This window comes from Streptomyces sp. NPDC003248 (assembly GCF_055563235.1).
This window is the reverse complement of the sequence record NZ_JBVHDT010000011.1, coordinates 52,373-73,156: the sequence shown is the minus strand read 5'-3', so window position 1 is coordinate 73,156 and position 20,784 is coordinate 52,373. Positions and strand designations below refer to the sequence as shown.

Below are 20,784 nucleotides of genomic sequence, written 5' to 3'. Positions count from 1 at the left end.
AGGCGATCCGATGAAGAAGGCGCCCGGCGAGGAGCCGAACGAGGCCCTGACCGTGACTCCGCCCAAGGAGTGGGCCGCGGGCGTGCCCGCGGTGGTGCACGCGCTGGAGTACTCCCTGGACGAGACGTCCGCCCGGCGCGCGGGCGAGACGCTGCTGACCATGAACCAGGTGGACGGCATCGACTGCCCCGGCTGTGCGTGGGCGGATCCCGCCCCGGGCCGCCGGCACCGCAACGAGTACTGCGAGAACGGCGCCAAACACATCAACGACGAGGCCACGACGCGGCGCGTCACCGCCGACTTCTTCCGCACGTACCCGGTCTCCGAGCTGGCCCGGCGGTCCGACGCGTGGCTGAACCAGCAGGGCCGGCTGACCGAGCCGATGGTCAAGCGGCCGGGCTCGGACTTCTACGAGCCGATCAGCTGGAACGACGCCTTCGGCCTGATGGCCGAGGAGCTGACCTCGCTCGACTCCCCCGACGAGGCCGTCTTCTACACCTCGGGCAGGGCCAGCAACGAGGCCGCGTTCGTACTCCAGCTGTTCGCCCGGGCGCTGGGCACCAACAACCTGCCCGACTGCAGCAACATGTGCCACGAGTCCAGCGGCTACGCCCTGCACGAGACACTGGGCACGGGCAAGGGGACGGTCAGCCTCCACGACCTGCACCACGCCGACCTGATCTTCCTGGTGGGGCAGAACCCCGGGTCCAACCATCCGCGGCAGCTGTCCGCGCTGGAGCAGGCCAAGCTGAACGGCGCCCGGATCATCGCCGTCAACCCGCTGCCGGAGACCGGGCTGCGGCGCTTCAAGAACCCGCAGAAGCCCCGCGGTGTGATCGGGCAGGGCATCCAGATCGCCGACCGGTTCCTGCACATCCGAAACGGTGGTGACCTGGCCCTGTTCCAGGGGATCAACCGGCTGCTGCTGGAGGCCGAGGACGCCCGGCCGGGCGAGGTGCTGGACCATGACTTCATCCGCACCGACACCGCGGGCTTCGAAGAGTTCGCCGAGTACGTCCGCGGCGTCGGCTGGAGCGACGTCCTCGCCGCGACCGGCCTGACCCGCGAGGAGATCGAGCACGTCCGTGACGAGGTGCTGCGCAGCGAACGCGTCATCGTCTGCTGGGCCATGGGGATCACCCAGCACAAGCACGCCGTCCCCACCATCCGGGAGATCGTCAACTTCCTGCTGCTGCGCGGGAACGTCGGCAGGGCGGGCACCGGCGCCTGCCCGGTGCGCGGGCACAGCAATGTGCAGGGCGACCGCACGATGGGCATCTGGGAGCAGATGCCGGACTCCTTCCTCGACGCCCTGCGGCAGGAGTTCGGCTTCGATCCGCCGCGCGCCCACGGACTGGACTCGGTGAACACGATCAAGGCGATGCGCGAGGGCCGTGTCAGGTTCTTCCTCGGCCTGGCCGGCAACTTCGTCCGGGCCGCTCCGGACAGCACGGTCACCGAGGAGGCGGTGCGCACCTGCCGGCTGACCGCCCACATCTCCACCAAGCTCAACCGGTCCCACACCGTGTGCGGCGAGACCGCGCTCATCCTGCCCACCCTGGGCCGTACCGAGCGGGACGTGCAGGCGAGCGGGGAGCAGTTCGTGACCGTGGAGAACTCGATGAGCGAGGTGCACACCTCCCGCGGGCGGCTGCGGCCGGCCTCCGCGCTGCTGCTCAGCGAGGTCGCCATCCTGAGCCGGCTGGCCCGCCGCACCCTCGACGGAACGCCCGGCATCCCCTGGGAGCGGTTCGAGGCCGACTACGGCGCGATCCGCGACCGCATCTCCCGCGTCGTCCCGGGGCTGCACGACTACAACCGGCGGGTGGCCCGTCCCGGTGGCATCCAGCTGACGAACCCGGTCAACGAGGGCGTGTACTCCAACGCCGTCGGCAGGGCGCTGTTCACCCGCAACGCCGGCGAGGTGCTGCGAGCGCCCGAGGGGCACCTGCTGTTGCAGACCCTGCGCTCCCACGACCAGTGGAACACCGTCCCGTACACGTCCGACGACCGCTACCGGGGCATCCTCGGAAGCCGCCGGGTGGTGCTCGTCAACCCGGACGACGTGGCCGAACTGGGCCTGACCGCCGGGCAGAACGTCGACCTGGTCAGCGTCTGGGCCGACGATGTCCAGCGCCGCGTCGAAGACTTCCGCGTGGTCCCGTACCCGACGGCGCGGGGCTGTGCCGCCGCGTACTACCCCGAGACCAACCTGCTGGTGCCCCTGGAGAGCGTGGCGGAGAAGAGCAACCAGCCGACGTACAAGGAGATCGTGGTCCGTCTGGAGCCCGCGGCGCCCCGGGCGGACGGCTCCCGGGGGTGATGGAAGACCTGGTGGAGGACGTCCCTGGGTTCCTGGGGATGGACCGGGCGCGCTGAACGAGAGCGCCGATAGGGCCGCGCTCGCCACCGCGCTGCTGGCCGCCGTCCAGGGCGGCATGCTGCTGTCCTGGGTCCGCCGGTCCAGCACCGCCTACCGGCAGGCCGTGTCGGCGGTCATCGACCACATCGAGAGCCACCTCGTCCGGTAACGGCCCGGGCCGGGCGGGTCGGGCCGCAGTGCCGCCCCGCGCATGCATCTCTGTTCGGTTCCGCCAGAGGCTCCTGGCCTGCGCAGCATCCGGGCTGTCGCTGCCGAGTTGCCACGAGGTCGAACCGCCCCGCAGTCATAGGGCCGGAGTCCACGGGCACCGACGCAGTCGGCACGGACAGCAAGATGCCCCGGACAGGCCTCAACCTGATCAGCCGCGCGCGCGGGAGCGGGCCTGGTGGAGCCGGACTTTGGCGCGGTTCCCGCAGCGGGTCATCGAGCACCAGCGGCGGTTGCGGGCGGGCGAGCGGTCCACGAAGCGCAGGGCGCAGTGCCCAGAGGCACAGACACGGATGCGTCGAATCTCCGGGGAGAGCAGCAGTCCGATCGCGTCCTGGGCCACGAGGCCGAGGCCCTCGGTCGTGCCCACGGCGACCTGCGGCGTGCCGCTCGACTCCAACCGGCCGCCCCTGAGTACCAGACGGGGTGCGGGGCGGGGGGCTGCCGCTGACGCCTCGTTGATCACGGCGATGTCAGCGGAAGCCGGCAGTTCACCGCCGGCCACGCGCAGCACCGCGCGGTCGATCGCCGTCCGCAGCACGACCGCGGAACGCAGCGCGGACTCGGGCACGTCACCGGTGCGGGGCCGGTCGGTGAGCAGGCCGGCGTCGCGCAGCCAGCGCGCCACGTCGTCCGGCTCGCAGAGTGTCTCCCGGGGCTCCTTCCACCGATCGCGCAGGGTGTTGACGAAGTCCAGGCACACCCGCCCGCCGTACCAGAGCCACTCGTCGTCCGCCGCCGCCATGAGCCCATTGTCCACGGACCCGGGTGCAGCTAACCTCCCCATGACTAACCCCCTAAGACGGTTATATGTCGAGGCAGGGAGGGACGACCATGAGCACGGCAACCGTGACCACGCATGTGGCCCAGGTGAACGGGATCCGCCTGCACTACACACGGGCGGGCTCGGGGCCGCTGCTGGTGCTGCTGCACGGGTGGCCGCAGACCAGCCTGTGCTGGCGGCCGGTACTCGGCGAACTCAGCGCCACCCACACCGTCATCGCCCCCGACCTGCGCGGCTACGGCCTCAGCGACAAGCCCGCCACCGGCTACGACAAGCGGCAGATGGCCGCGGACATCGCCGTGCTGGTGCGGCACCTCGGGTTCGAGCGGGCGGCGGTGGTCGGCCATGACCGCGGTGCCCGAGTCGCGCACCGCTGGGCCCTGGACCACCCCGGCCAGGTCGAAAGGCTCACCGTGCTCGATGTGGTCCCCACCCGCGAGATGTTCCGTCGCCTCGACGCCTCGGTGGCCGCCGGCTACTGGCACTGGCTGTTCCACCTTCAGCCCGACCTCCCCGAGCTGCTGGTCGGCAACAACGTCCGCGCCTACCTGGAGTACTTCTTCGAACGCTGGACCTACAACCGCCACGGCCTGGCACCCGACGCCGTCGACGCCTACGTCCACGCCTTCTCCCGCCCCGGCGCGCTGCGCGCCGGCTTCGAGGACTACCGCGCCCAGGAGCGCGACCTCGCCCTCGACGACGAGGACGCCACCGCGGGCCGCCGTCTGACCATGCCCGTTCTGGCCCTGTGGGGCTCGGTCGGCCTGCCTGCCCGGCTGCCCAGCCTGGGCATCTGGCGCCAGTACGCCGACGACGTCACCGCCGCCGAGATCCCCGAATGCGGCCACTTCATCCCCGAGGAACGTCCCGACGCCCTCCTGACCCACCTACGGAAGTTCCTCGGCTGATCAGAACCGTCCGACGACTGCCCCGAGAGGTTCCGCTGAACGCATGCGCGGGCGCGGGGATGCTCCGTCGCCGGAGAGGGCGGCGGCGACCACCGTCACACCGGCCAGGCATCGCGCCGGCCCGGCACGCCACGTACGGCGGCGACCACCGACTCGACGCGGTCCACCGACCGGTGCACCGAACGGTCCACCACCTCCTGGTTGCCGGCGCACGCTCGTACACCCGCGTGGCGCTGTCCGGCCCGGTCAGCCGTACATCGCCACGCGGTGGAGAGCCGCGAGCGCGTCGTCGACGGGATGGTGCTGCGGCCTGCCCGAGGAGTCGAGCCTGTTCCACCTCTGCAGGTTCACCGCCACGGACATCTGCCGCTTGCCGTCGGCCCGGGTCATGGCCAGCGCTCCAGCACCCCAGACCGTGCCGCCATGGCCCCAGAAGGTGCCCTGGCCGGGAGCCTCCATCGGGTGCAGCCCGAGGCCGTAGTCGATGGTCCTTCCCTCCTGGGAGACGACCGGGACGGTACGCCGCATCTGCGCCAGCGACGACGGGCTGACGATCTCGCCGGCCAGCAGCAGGCCGAAGAAGCGGTTGAGGTCCGCGACGGTCGATATCAGCGAGCCCGCCACCCCCACCCATGACATGTCGTAGACGCTGTAGTCACGCGGCGGGTCGATCATGCCGAACCACGCCTCGTAGACCTGCGAGTGCGGCCCGTCGACGTACGGCTCGGCGGGGAGTTCGGTGTCCCGGAGCCCGGCGCGCTCGATGACGTTCCGGGTGATGTACCGCTCGGCCGTAGTGCCGGTCACCTGTTCCAAGAGTTCACCGAGGAGCAGGTAGTTGGTGTTGGAGTACACCCCTGGTGTGCCGCCCGGGACGCCGACGGCAGGTGCGGTGACCCCCATCTCGATCAGTTCGGTGGGGTGGAACCGCGTGAGCCGGTTGTCGTCCAGGCTCTGGGGGCCCGTGTCCGCGAGGGCGGGGAACGCCTTGAGGGAAGGGTAGGCATGAGGGAGGTACTCGGCGAGGCCGCTGGTGTGGTTGATCAACATGCGGACCGTGATCGCGTCACCGCGCTCTCCGGGAACCAGCCTCGGCAGGTACCGGCCGATCGGCTTGTCGAGGCCGATCCCACCGCTCTCGACCTGCTGCAGAACCGCCGCGGCGGTGAAGGTCTTGGTGATGCTGCCGACGCGGTGCCGCATGTCGGCGGTGACAGGGCGACCGGTGGCGACATCGGCGACCCCGGCGGCGCCACGCCAGACATGGTCGCCGTCACGCACCTCGGCGAACAAGCCCGGCATCCCGGCGCGGTGGACGTTTTCGACGGCGGCGTTCAGCTCCGCTGGATCCAGTGGGTGTCTCACGACATGTGTCCCTTCGTCTTCGCCGGGGTGAGCTCCACGTCGGTCGCCTGACCCGGACAACGGACTCGATTGGCACGCCGGGCCACTCGGCAAGCTCATGTCCTCATTATGCACGCGGTGCGTGCAACCCCAAGTGCATCGCATGGGTTAGGCTGACACCCGGCGAAAGGGGCGAGATGACGGGCCGAAGACGCTGGTCGACCGACGAGATCCTGGATACGGCGGCGGAGCTGCTGCGCACGAGCGACGCCGAGTCGTTCAGCGTGCGCAAGCTCGCCGCGGCACTCGGTACGGACTCCTCGAGCCTCTACCGGCACTTCCGCAACAAGACCGAACTGCTGCGCGCGGTCGCCGACCGGATCCTCATGGCCGCCATGGACGGCTACCGCCCCGAGGGCGACTGGAAGCAGCGCGTCACGGCCCTGGCCCTGCGCGTGAGGGAGGCCTTCGGCCAACAGCCCCAGCTCGCCGCGGTCTGGGGACGCTACGCGTCTGGCGGTACCGGTTCCCGGCTGGTCATGGAAGAGGTGCTGCAGGCGCTGCGCGCGTCGGGGCTTCCCGATGAGGAGATCCCGGCGCGCTACCACCGGATCGCGGTCCTCATCGCGGCCCTGATCGCCTCCGAGGCCGGGGTCAGCACCATCACCCCCGAGGAGCACGATCAGGGCATGGAGCTGTTCCGCGTCGCGGTACTCGGCGCCGACCCCGAACGCTTCCCCGCCCTGGCCCACTTCGCCCGCGAGGTGCGCCCCCTGGGCGCGGACCGCCGCGCCGCGTTCGAGGAGATCCTCGCCGCCCACCTCGCCCACCTCGAGACCGCGGCCGGCCCGAGCTAGGGTCCGCCTTCGAACAGGTCTCGCCCAAAGCAGGAACGAGGTGAGAGAGACCGCTGCTTCTCAAGGAGGTGGCGGTCTTGTCGTACCTGGTCGCGACGCGCCACCGCGCGTAGAACCGGGCTCAGGCGGAGGCGCGGGCGATGGTGCCCGCGGTGAGCGTGGCCAGCATCTTCTGCAAGGCAGTCACGAAGTCCAGCTTGAACGCGGTGAGTGAGGGGTCGGCTTCGTAGGCGGCGAGCATCGCCGGAGAGGGCCGTGCGTGTGTCCACACGGCGCCAACGGCCATGATCATGGCCGCGGTCAACTGCGGTGCGCTGTTGCCCAGCTCAGGAAGGTGCTGGTGGGCCAACGCCGCGATGTCGGCGACGTTGGCCACGGCCGCGCGCTTATAGCGGGCGGCCACCTGCGGGGAGACGTTGTGTTCCAGTACGCCCGCCTGCGCGCTCAACAGGTCGCACAGGACCCGGCGTCGGGCGAGGGAGCCCGCGATGACGGCGGCGAACTGCTCGGCACGCCGGCTCACCGGAGCGTCCTGGTCGATGCCGGCGTGCACGAGGGCAGGCAAGTCGGCCGCCCACTGCCGCCAGGCACGGTCGAGCAGCTCCAGCAGGATCGCCTCACGCGATTCGAAATAGCGCAGCACGTTGGACTTCGCCAGCCCGACGCGGCGGCTCAGCTCGTTCAGGCTGATCTCGCCGATGGGCATCTCCTCGAGCATGGCGGCGGTGGTGTCGAGGATGGCCTGGCGCCGGACCTCACGCTGCTCCTCACTGCGCGCGCGCTGGAAGTTCGTCATGCCCCCAGGTTACAGACTGCCGGTCTTTTGACATCAGACCGGTGGTCTTCTACGTTGGGGTCCGCAGCCGAACAGACCACCGGTCTGAAAAGGGGGGAGGTCTTGGGCTGCGTACCAGGACCGACGCCTCCAGGAAGTTCATGCCGGCTCAGTGCCGCCGGCGCCGTCAGCGGCATGCGCCTGGACAGGATCCAGGTCGTCGCCGAAGCCGCCTTCACCGAGGACATCCTCGGCATGCTCTTCCGGCTCGGTATCACGACCCTGCCGAGCGCCGCACGACCGAGAACTGAATCAACGAATCCGAGGAGCGTGACAACGGTGCACCACTGGACTCCCGACGACATCCCCGATCAGACCGGCCGCACGGCGCTGATCACCGGCGGGAACGGCGGCATCGGACTCGAGACCGCCCGCGCGCTCGCCCGGCACGGGGCCCGCGTCATCCTGGCCGGCCGCAGCCGGACCAAGCTGGACCAAGCCGCGGAGGCTGTGCGCGCCGAGACCCCCGAGGCCCGGACGGACACCCTCGTGCTCGACCTCTCCGACCTTTCCTCCGTCCGTGACGCGGCCACCCGGATCGCCGAGACCGAGACGGTTGACCTGCTCTTCAACAACGCCGGCGTGATGAACCTGCCCGAGCGGCGGACCACCCACGACGGCTTCGAGATGACGGTCGGCACAAATCACCTCGGCCACTTCGCCTTCGACGCCCAGGTCTGGCCCGCCGTGCGCCGCTCGTCCGCACCACGCGTGGTCACCGTCAGCGCCATCGCGGCGCGATGGCCGATGGGCAGGCTGGACGACCTGATGAGCGAAGAGAGCTACCGCGCCATGGGCGCCTACGCCAAGTCCAAGCGCGCCAACATCGTCTACACCCTCGAACTCGCGCGCCGCACCGCAAGCAGCCCCGTCGAGGCGCTCGTCGTCCACCCGGGGTCGGCGATGACCGGTCTGCAGCAGCACGGCAACGGCGCCCTGAGCCGCATGGTCACCCCGATCGCCGCACGTCTGCTCATGGGCTCGGCCGAGGGTGCGGCCTGGCCCTCCCTGTACGCGGCGACCAGCCCGTACGTCCAGTCGGGCGGGTTCATCGGTCCCGCCGGACGGGACCAGACCTCCGGCACCCCCAAGTCCGCCAAGCTCCCCACAGGCGCCGACGACCCCGCGGAGGGCAGGCGGCTGTGGGCGGCGAGCGAGCAGCTCACAGGTGTCCCCTTCGACCTCGAAGCCGGGACCGCCGTCTAGGGTCCGTCTTCAAAGATCATTCGGGTGGTAGATCATGGTGTCGTGGTACGCGACCTCGCGCGGAGGTTCCGGGAGGACCTGGGGGTCCGTCCGGGGTCCGGCCGTCAGTCGTGCCGTACGGCGGGGAAGACCGTGTCGATCAGGTGGAGCACCGTGCGTGTCAGCATCACGTGCAGATCCCTGTGGCTGAGCGTGCCGCGTACCAGCCATTCGCGGGAGGCGGCCTTGAGCATGCCGCTGTGGGCGCGGATCATCGCCCGCAGCTTCGGCTGTCCGTCGGTGACGTCGGACAGCATCGCGGCCTCGAGGATGCAGTCGGTGGCGATCTCGTCCGCTTCGAGCATGATCTGGTCGATCTCAGGGTCGTCGCCGAGGGCTTCCAGGCTGATCGCGGACAACCACATCTCCCGGTTGCGCGCCACGACGTCGAGCCACCGGTCGACGCATATCGACAGGCGTTCCTCCGGGCCGCTCGGGGGCAGCAGCTCCAGGACGGAGGCCGGGACGACCATGGTCTGCCGCACCACCGCGAGGTAGAGCTGACGTTTGCCGCCGAAGTAATGGTTGATCAGCGCGCGGGCCACGCCTGCTTCGGCGGCGATGTCCGAGAGGGACACCTTGGTGTAGCCGTTGGCCCCGAAGAGCCCGCGCGCGACGGCGAGGATCTCGGCACGCCGGGCATCCGGCGCCAATCTGCGTCGTGGGACCTGACGCTGAACGCCCATGTGGTCGGCTCCTTCGTGACGCTCCCTGGTGTGCCGGCTGCTATGAGTACATCGACTCGATCGTGTGGGCGTGCAGTTCGTCGATGGCATGGCGCCGCAGCCCCAGCGTCGGTGTCAGCTCGCCCGTCTCCACCGTCCAGGGGCCCGGCAGGACGCGGTGCCTCGTCACCCGCTCTCCGGACGAGAGGACCGCGTTCGCCGCCGCGACGGCCGCCTCCAGGGCCGCGAGCACCGCGGGGTGACGGGACAGCTCCTCGAGGCCGGCGGTGTCGATTCCGTTGGTCCGGGCCCAGAGCGGGGCCGCCACCTCGTCCAGGACCAGTAGGGCGGTGACGGACCGGCGCCGGTCGCCGAGGGCGACGGCGTGGGCGACCAGAGGGTGTGTTCTCAGCAGTGACTCGATCCTGGCCGGAGCGATGTGCGTGCCGTCGTCGGTGACGATGATCTCCTTCTTGCGGCCGGTGACGGTGACGATGCCCCGGGAGTCCACGGTCCCGACGTCACCGCTGGGCAGCCAGCCCTCCGCATCGGTCGCGGGTTCGATACGACCGTCGGCGCGCAGGTGACCGGCGGCCACCACCGCACCGCGGACGAGCAGCTCGCCGTCGTGGGCCTCCTTGACCTCGACGCCCGGCCCCGGGCGTCCGACCGAGCCGAGGGCGAAGGCCTCGGGGGTGCTGACCGCCGCCGCCCCGGTGGTCTCGCCCGAACCCCACACCTCGTACACCGGAAGGCCCACGCCGGCCAGGAATTCCAGGTCGGGGACGGGGATCGGCGCCGCTCCGCAGAAAGCCCGGCGACACTCGTCGAGCCCGACGGCGGCGCGGACGGGCCGCAGCACCTGCGCGTCGAGCAGCTCCAGCGGCTCGACGACGTCCGCCGGCAGTTCCTTGCCCGCGGCCCGCAGGCGGAACGCCTCGAGCGCCGTTCCCCTGGCCTGCGTCACGACCGCCGCCCGGTCCTCGGTGAAGGTGTCGAGTTCCGCCCGCAGGACGGCGATGAGCTCGCCCCACACCCTGGGGGTCCCGAAGAACCCGTGCGGGCGCACCGAGAGCAGGGTGGGCAGGAGCTGCTCGGGGGCCGGACAGAGCGTGGTGTGGCCGGCGTCGCAGATCGGCCCGTGGATTCCCAGGACCCGCTCCGTGACGTGCGCCGTCGACGTGCAGGCCACCCAGCGTGGATGCTCAGGGGCGGAGGCGAGCCGGTGGAACATCAGGGACGCGTGGATGACATTGCGGTGGGTGAGGACCACGCCCTCGGGGTCTCCGGTGGTGCCCGAGGTGTACACCAGGGCCAACGGCCGCTCTGCCGTGACGGCGTCCGTGAGCGCCTCGAACGCGGCGTCGTCGGGCGGTACGGCGTTGCGTACGGCCGGGTAGCTGACGAAGCGCGGGTCGTCCGCCGGGGCGGCGTCCCAGTCGAGGACGACGACAGCGCGCAGGCGCGGCAGGTCCGCCAGGGCCGGCCGCCACTGCCGTAGCTGTTCCTCGCCCTCCAGGACGAGCACGGTGGCGGCGCTGTGCCGGGCCGTGGCGATGATCCGCTCGGTGCTCAGTGTGCCGTGGATGCCGCAGGGCAGGGCGCCGACGTGCACTGCGGCGAGGTCGGCGATCCAGTGCTGCGCCCGCCCGGACATGGCGATGAGCATCCGGTCGCCCTGTTCCAGGCCGAGCGCGATGAGACCGCGCGCCAGGGCGGCGACCTCCGCGCGCAGCTGCGACCAGGACAGCGTCGCCGCGTCCGGTCCGACGCCGGTGGTGAGGGCGGGAAGGTCGGCGAACTGCCGGGCGTTGCGGCGCAGCAGCCCGGTGATGGTCTGTCCTTCGACGGACTCGTGCAGTTGCTGTGCCGTGGCCACGGCGGGCTCCCTTCATCGCGAGCCGTGTGTGAGGTCCATGAGCGGACCTCACGGTGAATTGCTCCTGACTCAGTGTCAACAGGTTCGGCCGGCCCCTTCGGTTCAAGCGCCCTCCGGTTCAAGGCGCCCGCCGGCGGTGCGAGGCGGAACGCTACGGGCGCGGCGGGGGCGGCGGCGGTTCCAGCATCGGGACGAGGAACTCCAGGGCCACCTTCCTCAACTGCGCCTCGTCGCCGAGGTCGATGACATGGCTGGGGATGACGAGCAGCGACGCGGAGATACGGACCATCATCTCCGCCACGAGACTCACCTCCACCTCGGCGGAGACATGACCCGTGCGCTGCTCCTCGCGGAGCCTCCCCGCCAGGAACCGCTGGACCGTGCTCAGCGTGCGGCCCCCGTCGTTGGTCATGGACGGCACGACGGATTCCGGTTCGGCGATCATCAGTCCGCCGATCAGGGGGTTGTCGCGGATGGCCCGCATGGAGCTCACGAAGCCCACGACGACCCGGTCGGCCACGGTCTCGGCGTCCCGGATGTCGATGATGAACTGATCGAAGTAGCGCCGGAACTCACGCCGTACGACGTGCTCGACCAGCAGGTCCTTGGTGGCGAACCGCCGGTAGACGGTGATCCGGGAGACTCCCGCGCGTCGTGCCACGTCCGAGATGGCGGACCGCTTGATCCCCATACGACAGAACTGCTCGTAAGCGGCGTCGAGCAGACGCGTGTCCGTCTCGTCGTCCCGGCCGGCGCCTCCGACGGCGTCGGCGAACGCGGTGTCGAGCAGCGCCGCAAGGTCGGCAGGGCCCCTGGGGGGCGCGTGCGCGGGTTTCACGGGTTCCTCCCTGATCCTGTGAAGCCTCTGGCGTTCCCGCCTCGGTTGTGCTCCCCTGAAGATACAGAGAGTCTGCATCTGTTTCACCGTATCAAACGGGAGCCGCAGGACCACAGGTCCGCGCAACACACGGAATTCCAGGAGGAGTTCGCAGCAATGGACGGACTCAGCAGGCGCAAGATGTTGATCACAGGTGGGGCGTTGGGAGCCTTCGGCGCGCTGAGCATGGCGTCGCCGGCCCGAGCGCGGTCCCTGTGGACGTGGTCGCCGAGCGGTTCGGTGGCGGGAACGGGCGCCGGGCTCGACCCGGAGTGGGTGTGGGACGAGGAGGTGGACCGGCTCGTCGCCTCCGTGATCGACCGGGGCGACGTGCCCAAGGTCAACGAGCTGCTGCGCCAGTGGACCCGCAACGACCAGCCGCTGCCGGCCGGACTGCCCGCGGACCTGAGCGAGTTCATGGAAAGCGCACGTCAGCTGCCTTCGTGGGCGGATCGGGCCAAGCTGGAGACGGCGGCCGAGTTCAACGAGTCGCGGGGCATCTACCTCAATCTGCTCAACGGCGTGGGCGGCGGGATGCTGAGCACCGCCATCCCCCGCGAGGCACGCTCCGTGTACTACTCCAAGGGCGGCGCCGACATGGAGGACCGGGTCGCCAAGACGAGCCTGCTGGGCTTCGCCGTCGGGGACCTGAACGCCTACCGGCCCGACGGCAAGGTCATCGTGGAAGCCGTCAAGACCCGGCTGGTGCACGCCGCCGTGCGGCACCTGCTGCCGCAGTCCCCGGGCTGGTCGCGCACCAGCGGCGGCCAGACCATCCCCATCAGCCAGGCGGACATGCTGGTCACCTGGCACAGCCTGCCCACCTACACCATGCGGAAGCTGCGCGAGTGGAAGGTGCCCGTCACGCCGGCCGAGTCGGCGGGCTATCTGCACGTGTGGCAGGTGACCGCGCACATGCTCGGCATCCGGGACGAGTACATCCCCGCCACCTGGGACGAGGCCGACGCCCAGTCCCAGCAGGTCCTCGACCCCATCCTGGCCCCCACTCCCGAAGGCGTCGAGCTGACCGACATCCTGCTGGGCCAGCTCGCCGAACAGACCAGCCCCGGCGGCGTCGACCGTCCGCTGGTCAACGCGCTCGCCCGGTACCTGGTCGGCGACCAGGTCGCCGACTGGGACGGCATCCCCCACGAGCCGTTCTGGGAGAAGGCGATCGCGACCGCCTGGCCGAAGCTGGTGGCCTTCCGCGAGAAGCTGATCCCGCTGCCGCTCGTACCGCCCCTCGCCTGGACGATCGACGAGGCGGCCCGGCAGTACATCCTGTTCTACCTGACCAAGGGTCAGGGCACGCGCATCGAGATCCCCGACACCAACCGCCCGGCCTGAAGGGCATCGGCGCCCGCGGTGGCGCGACGCTCCCCCCTCACCATCCGGACGGGAGACGGCCACCGCTGGTGCCCGGCCGAGCGGTCGCCCCCCCCTTGCAGTGGCCTTGTCACGCGGGCCCCGCACGGGGGCCGTACCGGAACGCGGAAGGGCCGCACCGGCAACGGGGCCCGTCCGCACACGTGCGAAGCCCGGCGTCACAGGGCACCGAGGGGCGGACCTCGTCCCCTCGCAGCGCGGTACTCACCGACAGAACTCAAGGAGGAGTTCAGAGCATGGACGGACTCAGCAGGCGGAGAATGCTCATCGCCGGCGGGGCGTTGGGAGCACTGGGCGCGCTGGGCGCGGCCACGCCCGCCCAGGCGCGTCCCCCGTGGACGTGGGCGCCGAGCGGTTCGGTGGCGGGAACGGGAGCAGGGCTCGACCCGGAGTGGGTGTGGGACGACGAGGCCGATCCCGTGCTCGCCGCGGTGATCGACCGGGGCGACGTGCCCAAGGTCAACGAGCTGCTGCGCCAGTGGACCCGCAACGACCAGCCGCTGCCGGCCGGACTGCCCGCGGACCTGCGGGACTTCATGGAGAAGGCACGCCGGATGCCGTCCTGGGCCGACTCGGGCAAACTCGAGGCCGCGGTCCGGTTCACCAAGAACAAGGGCATCTACACCGGTGCCCTGTACGGGCTGGGCAGCGGTCTGATGAGCACCGCCATCCCACGGGAGGCACGCGCCGTCTACTACTCCAAGGGCGGGGCGGACATGAAGGACCGCATCGCCAAGACCGCCAAGCTCGGGTACGACGTCGGGGACCTGGACGCCTACCAGCCGCAGGGCACGATGATCGTCACCGCGGTGAAGACCCGGCTGGTGCACGCCGCCGTGCGGCACCTGCTGCCGCAGTCCCCGGGCTGGTCCCGTACCAGCGGCGGCCAGACCATCCCCATCAGCCAGGCGGACATGATGGTCACCTGGCACAGCCTGCCCACCTTCGTCATGCACAAGCTGAAGGACTGGAGGGTGCCGATCTCCGCCGCCGAGTCGGACGGCTTCCTGCACGTGTGGCAGGTCACCGCGCACATGATGGGCATCCTGGACGAGTACATCCCCGCCTCCTGGGACGAGGCCGACGCCCAGTCCCGGCAGGTCCTCGACCCCATCCTGGCCTCCACCCCCGAGGGCAACGAGCTGACCGACGTGCTCCTCGACATCGTCGCCGAACTCGACGCCGGCCTGACCCGCCCCCTGATCAACGCCTTCTCCAGGTACACGGTCGGCGACCGGACCGGGGACCTGATCGGACTGGACAAGGAGCCGTTCTGGCAGCCGCTGATCAGCGCCGCCTGGCCGCTGCTGGTCGCCTTCCGCGAGGGCCTGATCCCCCTGCCGCTGGTTCCGGAGGCCGCCTGGACCGTGGAGGAGGCCATCCGCAAGTTCGTCCTGCTGTTCCTGGCCGAGGGCAAGGACATCGACCTCGAGATCCCGGAAGTGAACCGCCCGTCCTGACGCACCCCGACGCCGGACCGCGGGGTTCCGCGCCCCCCTGGCGGAACCCCGCGGTCCGGTTGCACAGCTCTCGGACGTCGCAGAGACAGAGCAGTACGGAACGACGACACGACGACACGACGACACGAGGAGACCGTCGATGAGCGACACAGACCGTGCACCCCGGCCGGAGCCCGGTACGGCCGGCCTGGGCAGGCGCCGGTTCCTCGGGTTCGTGCTGGCGGCTCCGACCCTCGTGGCCGCCGCCGAACTGGCCGCCGCACCGACGGCCCGAGCCGGCATCCCCTCCCCCGAGATCACGGAACTGGTCGATCTCAACGACGTGATGACCGCGGCCGCCCTGCCGACCTCCGGCCTGATCACGGTCGAGGTCGGCACGGACGGCATCGTGTCCTTCGCGCTGCCGCGCGCCGAGGTGGGCCAGGGCATCACCACGTCGACAGCCATGCTGATCGCCGAGGAGATGGACGTCCCCCTGGAACGGGTGCGGGTCACCCTCGCCGACGCGCGACCGGAGTTGCTGTTCAACCAGCTCACCGGTGCTTCGAACACGACCGTCTCCACCTTCACCCCGGTGCGGGTCGCCGCCGCCGTCGCCCGCGGCCGGCTGCTGCTGGCCGCGGCGGACGAGCTCGGCACGGCCGTCACCGGCCTCACCCTGAAGGCCGGAGTGGTCACCGGCCCGGCCGGCGAGAGCATCGGCATCGGCGCCCTGTCCGAGAAGGCCGCGAGCGTACGGACGCAGCAGGTGGCCGTGGACCTCAAACCTCGGGAACGCTTCACCGTCATCGGCACACCGCGCACCCGCGTCGACGCCCTCGCCGCCGTCACCGGACGCAAGCGGTTCACCCTGGACCTGACCGTGCCGGGCGCCCTGCCGACCATGGTGTGCCGCCCGCCGACCATCAACGGCACGGTGGGGTCGGTGGCCAACCTGGCGGAGGTCCGCGGCATGCCCGGCATCACGGACGTCGCCACCGTCTCCACCGGCGTGGCGGTACGCGGCGAGACCTTCGGCCAGTGCATCGACGCCGTCCGTGCCCTGCGCGTGTCCTGGAAGCCGGGCAGCGCCGAAGGCAAGTCCGACGCGTCCGTGCTCGAAGAGCTGGAGGCGGCTGAGATCCCCCTCGGCCCGCCGCCCCTGACACCGAGCGTGGAGGGCAGATTCACGTTCGCCTTCCGCAGCAACAGCGCGCTGGAACCGAACTGCGCGATAGCCGACGTACGGCCCGACCGGGCCGAGGTCTGGTCGAGTCTGAAGGCACCGATCGTCGCGCAGGAGGCGATCGCCGCCAAGCTCGGGCTGCCGCTCGACACGGTCACGGTGCACGTCACCGAAGGCGGCGGCTCCTTCGGCCGGAAGCTCTTCTTCGACGCCGCGCTGGAAGCCGTGGAGATCTCCCGGGCGCTCGGCAAACCGGTCAAGCTGCTGTGGCACCGCGCCGACGACTCACGGCAGGGCCGCACCCACCCCATGGCGACCTCCCGCGTACGCATCGCGTATCTCGGCGACACCGTCCTCGGCTACCGGCAGCGGCACACCAGCGTGGCCACCGACCTCGGTCACGGACTGGGCGAGATCTTCACCGCCCTGGCCGCACGGCTGCCCGTCGGCGACATCGGGTTCTCGGAGACGTTCTTCCAGCTCTCCCAGTCGATGCCCTACGACTTCGGTGTCAACAGCCGCCTGCTGAGCGAAACCGACAAGAGCTTCAACACGGGCAGCATGCGCAACGTCTACTCCCCCGACGCCACCTGCGCCCGCGAACTCCTCGTCGACCGGCTGGCGGGGAGGATGGGCAAGGACCCCTTCCGGTTCCGGCACGACTTCCTGCGGGACGAACGGTCCCGGGCCGTGCTGGACAAGGTCGCGGAGGTCGGACGCTGGGGGCGGTCGCTGCCGGCCGGCATGGCGCAGGGGATCGCGTTCCACTCCGAGTACCACGCCACCAGCGCCGTGCTCGTGGAGATCGACTGCCGCCCGGAGACCGTCGACCGCCCGATCCGCGACGGCGTGACGGGCCCCCGCGTCACCAAGGCGGTCCTCGCCGTGGACGTGGGCCTCGCCGTCAACCCGCGCGGTCTGGAGGCGCAGATGATGGGCTGCGTCATGGACGGCATCGCCCTGGCCCTGACCTCCAGCCTGCACCTGCGCGACGGGTACTTCCTGGAAGCCAGCTGGGACAACTACTTCTACACCCGGCAGTGGAACACACCGCCCGAACTGGACATCGTCGTCATGCCGGCCACCACGGGGGAACCCGGCGGGGCCGGGGAACTGGGCGTCGCCGCCTCGATGGCCGCCGTCGCCTGCGCGTACGGCCGCGCCACGGGAACCATGCCGACCAGCTTCCCGATCAACCACGGCACGCTCTCCTTCGAGCCCAAGCCCACCGTCCCGCCCGTCCCCGCATCGCCCACCGACGGCCTGGACCACGTCCGCTGAGAACCTGGAGCACCCATGCCCGAGCACACATTCCGCCTCAACGGCGAACAGGTGACCGTGGACGTCGCCGATGACGTGCGCCTCCTGTGGGTACTGCGCGACGTCCTCGGTGTCACCGGGCCCAAATACGGATGCGGCATCAGCGTCTGCAAGGCGTGCACCAGCCACCTCAACGGCAGAGCCGTCACTCCCTGCACGGTGCCCGTCGGAAAGCTCCGGCCGACCGACGAGATCACCACGATCGAAGGACTCCCCGCCACCGCGGGGACCGATCTGCACCCGATGCAGCAGGCCTGGATCGACCGGGACGTGGCCCAGTGCGGCTACTGCCAGCCCGGCCAGATCATGGCCGCCGTCGCACTCGTCCGCCGCGTGGCGGAAGAAGGACGCGAGATCACCGACGCCGATCTGGACGGCATCCGCAACATCTGCCGCTGCGGCACCTACCCCCGTATCCGCGAAGCGATCAGAGCCGGCGCCCAGCACATGTGAAGGCCGCCGCCGCGACCGGGCCCCCGCCGGTCGGACCGCGGTGGAGGCCGCGCCGGCGGCGGGCCGGGCAGCGCGACGTGGACGGCGTCCCCTGGAGGAGGACCCATGCTGAACATCGCGGACACGCTGCGCCGCTGGTGCCGGGCCGGACGGCCCTTCGCCCTGGCCACGGTCGTCGACGTCACCGGAAGCACACCCCTGCCGGCCGGTACGTCGGTCGCGGTGGACCACGACGGCAACGCGGTCGGCGGCATCTCCGGCGGCTGTGTCGAGGGCGCCGTGTACGAACTGTGCCGACACGTTCTCCGAGAGGCCGGCCTCCCGCTGCGGGCCCGGTTCGGCCACTCCGGCGACGACGCCTTCGCCGTCGGCCTGACCTGCGGCGGTGAGCTCGACGTCTTCGTCCAGTACGTCGACCCCGCCGCCCACGCCCACCTGGCGGCCGCCCTCACCGAGGTGACGGGGGGCCGGCCGGCCGCCGTGGCACAGCTCGTGGAAGGGCCCGGTCATCTCCTCGGCTCGACACTGAGCGTTCTCGGTGACGGCCACGCCTCCTCCGCGGGCCTGGCCGACGGGCCGGCGCGCCGAGCGGTGGCGGAAGAGGCCCGGGCCCTGCTGCGCACGGGGCGCGGCGGACGCGCCACGGTCGGAGGGGACGCGGAGAGCTGCCCCGAGCCGCTCACCGCCTTCGTCCACGTCCACGCGCCCCGCCCCCGCATGCTGATCTTCGGCGCCGTGGACTTCGCCGCCGCCCTCAGTGAGACGAGCCGCTTCCTCGGGTACCGGGTCACCGTCTGCGACGCCCGCCCCGTCTTCGCCACCCCGGCACGCTTCCCCCATGCGGACGAGATCGTGGTCGACTGGCCCCACCGCTACTTGCGGCGGACGGCGGTGGACGAGCGCACGGCCGTCTGTGTCCTCACGCACGACCCCAAGTTCGACATTCCCCTGCTGCGTCTGGCGCTGGACCTGCCCGTCGGCTACATCGGCGCCATGGGATCACGGCGCACGCACGACGAGCGCCTGCGCCTCCTCCGGGAGGCGGGACTGTCCAGCGGGCAACTGGCCGGGCTGCACTCCCCCATCGGCCTGGACCTGGGCGCCCGCACGCCCCAGGAGACCGCCGTGTCCATCACGGCGGAGATCATCGCCCGCGCGAACGACGCCACGGGCCTGCCCCTGTCCCGGACGACGGGTCCGATCCACCGGCCGCCCCGGCCGGGCCCGGTTCCGGCCCCCGGTGACCGGGACCGGGCCCCGACGCCTCCGTGAGCACCCGGCCGGCGAGCCTCCGGGCGGTCGCCGCGGGAGCCCACGTTGCGCGCAACACACTGGCAACGCTCCGTCCGAGAGGAATCAGGTGACCTCGGGAAACGTGGCGCCGCCCGGTCATGCCGCCGCCGTACGACACCTCAGTACGGGTGTTGCATCGCCGATTGCGGTACGCAACAGGTTCCCGGCACTCCATCCTGTGTGTCACCCCGAGGGCAATCCGCCGCGCGGGTGATGGGCTCCCCTTGCCTCCCGGCCAGGGGCCGAGTGGATGGACACCGTATGGAACAGCCGTTGTTGACGACCAGAGGCGCACTCGTCCTGCTGCTCGCGGTGCTCAGCGGGGGTGTCGCGGCAGCACTGTCCTGGACGGGGGGTGAGGGGCCTTCCCGCAGTGTGCTCGCCGGTCTTGCCGCGGCCGGACTCGCCGCCTCGTTCTTCAACCGGTTGATCGTGAGCGACGGGGCCCGCGGCGACGCGTCCCGCGAGCCGGAAGGAGAGGGGCGTGGGTGAGCTGAGGCCGCTCGGCAGTGACCTTCCCGAAGCGACGCGTGCTCTGGCTCAGGCCCTCAGGGAGCTGTTCGAGGGGCTGGGAGTCTCGGTGCGCCGGTACGCGACGCGCCGGCAGTGGGACCCCGGCACGCTGTCCCGGTACCTCAACGGCACCCGGCTGCCTCCGTGGAAGATCGTGAGGGAGCTGCTGGCCGACCTCGGTGAGCACCGGGGGACGGCCGTGACGCCCGAGGCCGTCGAGCTCGTCCGGGAGCTGTACCGGGCCGCGATCGACGCCGGCTCCTCGCAGCACCATGCGATGGAGGTCCTCGAGGAGCAGCTGGCCGACGCCGACCGCCGGTCCCGGCGTTCCAGCGTTCAGGGAGACGTCCTGGGCGACGCCCTGCTGGAGCGGACGAACCGCATCCACGACCTGGAGGTGCGGCTCTCGCAGCTGGAGGCGGACTGGAAGGCGGAGCGGAGCCGTGCGGACGAACTGGCGGCCGCTCACCCCGATGTCACCCAGCTGCTCGAGGAACGCGACGTGCTGCAACAGCAGGTCACCAGGCTCGGTGAGGAACTGAAGAACGCGCGGGAGGAGCGGGCCGCCGCCGAGGAGCGCTGCCGGCTGCTGGAGCGTCAGCTCGACGCCCTCGAACGTCCCGCGGTGCTCCCGGCCGTGCCGGACGCCGGCCTGCCCAAGATCCTCGTCGTGGACGACCAGCCCGACAACCTGCTGGCCATCACCGCTGTCCTCGGCACGCTGGATCAGGACCTCGTCACGGTCTCGTCCGGTCGGGAGGCGCTCAAAGCCCTCCTGGACAACGACGACTTCGCGGTCATCATCATGGACGTACAGATGCCCGACATGGACGGCTACGAGACGGCCGCCCAGATCAAACGCCGCCACCGCAACCGTGACGTTCCCATCATCTTCCTGACCGCCATGGGCGCGGATCCGGTCCACGCCAGTCAGGGGTACCTCGTCGGTGGCGTCGACTACATCACCAAGCCCTTCGACCCTTGGGCCCTGCGGGCCAAGGTCGCGGTCTTCACCCAGATCCACATCGAGCGACACATGACGCCCAGAACGCCCGTCCGTTGACGTCCTCCAGCGCGACGACCGAGGTGAAGGGCGTCGTGCGCCGGCCGCGTGGCGCTGCGGCACGGAGTCGGCGCGGCGTCGGCGCAGCATCAGCAGCACCCGGGTCGTCTCCCCGCTGATCGGCCGGGAGGTGAGGGCGCCCCGCCG

General features: G+C 70.9%; 17 protein-coding genes. 11 read left to right on the top strand and 6 right to left on the bottom strand.

The genetic code is table 11. The annotated features are described in order from the left end of the window. The first annotated feature begins 10 nt into the window (after positions 1 to 10). Positions 11 to 2,323: an FdhF/YdeP family oxidoreductase gene (locus ACZ3KJ_RS24405; RefSeq protein ID WP_467530014.1), complete on the top strand. Its 2,313-nt coding sequence runs from the start codon at positions 11 to 13 to the stop codon at positions 2,321 to 2,323. Between the two features lie 418 nt (positions 2,324 to 2,741). Here the strand turns inward: ACZ3KJ_RS24405 and ACZ3KJ_RS24400 are convergent, their stop codons facing one another. Further along, positions 2,742 to 3,335 (bottom strand): CGNR zinc finger domain-containing protein, encoded by a 594-nt coding sequence (locus tag ACZ3KJ_RS24400; protein ID WP_467530013.1) that lies wholly within the window; start codon positions 3,333 to 3,335, stop codon positions 2,742 to 2,744. 89 nt (positions 3,336 to 3,424) lie between these two features. Between ACZ3KJ_RS24400 and ACZ3KJ_RS24395 the strand changes: the two genes are divergently transcribed. Then, positions 3,425 to 4,282, top strand: a complete 858-nt coding sequence (locus ACZ3KJ_RS24395) for an alpha/beta fold hydrolase (protein ID WP_467530012.1) — start codon at positions 3,425 to 3,427, stop codon at positions 4,280 to 4,282. Between the two features lie 246 nt (positions 4,283 to 4,528). Here the strand turns inward: ACZ3KJ_RS24395 and ACZ3KJ_RS24390 are convergent, their stop codons facing one another. Beyond that, positions 4,529 to 5,647, bottom strand: coding sequence for a serine hydrolase domain-containing protein (locus tag ACZ3KJ_RS24390; RefSeq protein WP_467530011.1), 1,119 nt, complete (start codon positions 5,645 to 5,647; stop codon positions 4,529 to 4,531). A 176-nt stretch (positions 5,648 to 5,823) separates the two neighbouring features. On the opposite strand from ACZ3KJ_RS24390, the gene ACZ3KJ_RS24385 reads away from it, so the two are divergent. Further along, positions 5,824 to 6,483, top strand: a complete 660-nt coding sequence (locus ACZ3KJ_RS24385; protein ID WP_467530010.1) for a TetR/AcrR family transcriptional regulator — start codon at positions 5,824 to 5,826, stop codon at positions 6,481 to 6,483. A 121-nt stretch (positions 6,484 to 6,604) separates the two neighbouring features. Here the strand turns inward: ACZ3KJ_RS24385 and ACZ3KJ_RS24380 are convergent, their stop codons facing one another. Next, complete coding sequence (locus tag ACZ3KJ_RS24380) at positions 6,605 to 7,279, bottom strand: TetR/AcrR family transcriptional regulator (protein ID WP_467530009.1); 675 nt, start codon at positions 7,277 to 7,279, stop codon at positions 6,605 to 6,607. Between the two features lie 174 nt (positions 7,280 to 7,453). Here ACZ3KJ_RS24380 and ACZ3KJ_RS24375 point away from each other — a divergent pair, with 174 nt between their 5' ends. Then, a complete protein-coding gene (locus tag ACZ3KJ_RS24375; protein WP_467530008.1) occupies positions 7,454 to 8,524 on the top strand; it encodes an oxidoreductase in 1,071 nt (356 codons plus the stop codon). 104 nt (positions 8,525 to 8,628) lie between these two features. On the opposite strand, the gene ACZ3KJ_RS24370 is transcribed toward ACZ3KJ_RS24375, so the two are convergent. From ACZ3KJ_RS24370 to ACZ3KJ_RS24360, 3 genes are all read right to left on the bottom strand, one after another. Then, the gene (locus ACZ3KJ_RS24370; RefSeq protein ID WP_467530006.1) at positions 8,629 to 9,249 is read right to left on the bottom strand and encodes a TetR/AcrR family transcriptional regulator; all 621 of its coding nucleotides are present in this window, start codon (positions 9,247 to 9,249) and stop codon (positions 8,629 to 8,631) included. Positions 9,250 to 9,289: 40 nt separating this feature from the next. Beyond that, entirely contained in the window at positions 9,290 to 11,107 is a 1,818-nt protein-coding gene (locus ACZ3KJ_RS24365; protein ID WP_467530005.1) for an AMP-dependent synthetase/ligase, read from the bottom strand. Positions 11,108 to 11,258: 151 nt separating this feature from the next. Further along, positions 11,259 to 11,945 (bottom strand): TetR/AcrR family transcriptional regulator, encoded by a 687-nt coding sequence (locus tag ACZ3KJ_RS24360; protein WP_467530003.1) that lies wholly within the window; start codon positions 11,943 to 11,945, stop codon positions 11,259 to 11,261. 156 nt (positions 11,946 to 12,101) lie between these two features. Between ACZ3KJ_RS24360 and ACZ3KJ_RS24355 the strand changes: the two genes are divergently transcribed. From ACZ3KJ_RS24355 to ACZ3KJ_RS24325, 7 genes are all read left to right on the top strand, one after another. Beyond that, positions 12,102 to 13,331, top strand: a complete 1,230-nt coding sequence (locus ACZ3KJ_RS24355) for an oxygenase MpaB family protein (protein WP_467530001.1) — start codon at positions 12,102 to 12,104, stop codon at positions 13,329 to 13,331. 275 nt (positions 13,332 to 13,606) lie between these two features. Beyond that, complete coding sequence (locus tag ACZ3KJ_RS24350) at positions 13,607 to 14,830, top strand: oxygenase MpaB family protein (protein ID WP_467530000.1); 1,224 nt, start codon at positions 13,607 to 13,609, stop codon at positions 14,828 to 14,830. Between the two features lie 139 nt (positions 14,831 to 14,969). Continuing rightward, the gene (locus ACZ3KJ_RS24345; protein WP_467529998.1) at positions 14,970 to 17,276 is read left to right on the top strand and encodes a molybdopterin cofactor-binding domain-containing protein; all 2,307 of its coding nucleotides are present in this window, start codon (positions 14,970 to 14,972) and stop codon (positions 17,274 to 17,276) included. Between the two features lie 15 nt (positions 17,277 to 17,291). Beyond that, the gene (locus ACZ3KJ_RS24340) at positions 17,292 to 17,768 is read left to right on the top strand and encodes a (2Fe-2S)-binding protein (protein ID WP_467529997.1); all 477 of its coding nucleotides are present in this window, start codon (positions 17,292 to 17,294) and stop codon (positions 17,766 to 17,768) included. Between the two features lie 105 nt (positions 17,769 to 17,873). Then, positions 17,874 to 19,040: an XdhC family protein gene (locus ACZ3KJ_RS24335; RefSeq protein WP_467529995.1), complete on the top strand. Its 1,167-nt coding sequence runs from the start codon at positions 17,874 to 17,876 to the stop codon at positions 19,038 to 19,040. A 294-nt stretch (positions 19,041 to 19,334) separates the two neighbouring features. Then, the gene (locus ACZ3KJ_RS24330; RefSeq protein ID WP_467529994.1) at positions 19,335 to 19,553 is read left to right on the top strand and encodes a hypothetical protein; all 219 of its coding nucleotides are present in this window, start codon (positions 19,335 to 19,337) and stop codon (positions 19,551 to 19,553) included. Further along, a complete protein-coding gene (locus tag ACZ3KJ_RS24325) occupies positions 19,546 to 20,637 on the top strand; it encodes a response regulator (RefSeq protein ID WP_467529992.1) in 1,092 nt (363 codons plus the stop codon). Before ACZ3KJ_RS24330 ends, ACZ3KJ_RS24325 begins: the two co-directional genes overlap by 8 nt. Positions 20,638 to 20,784 lie beyond the last annotated feature (147 nt).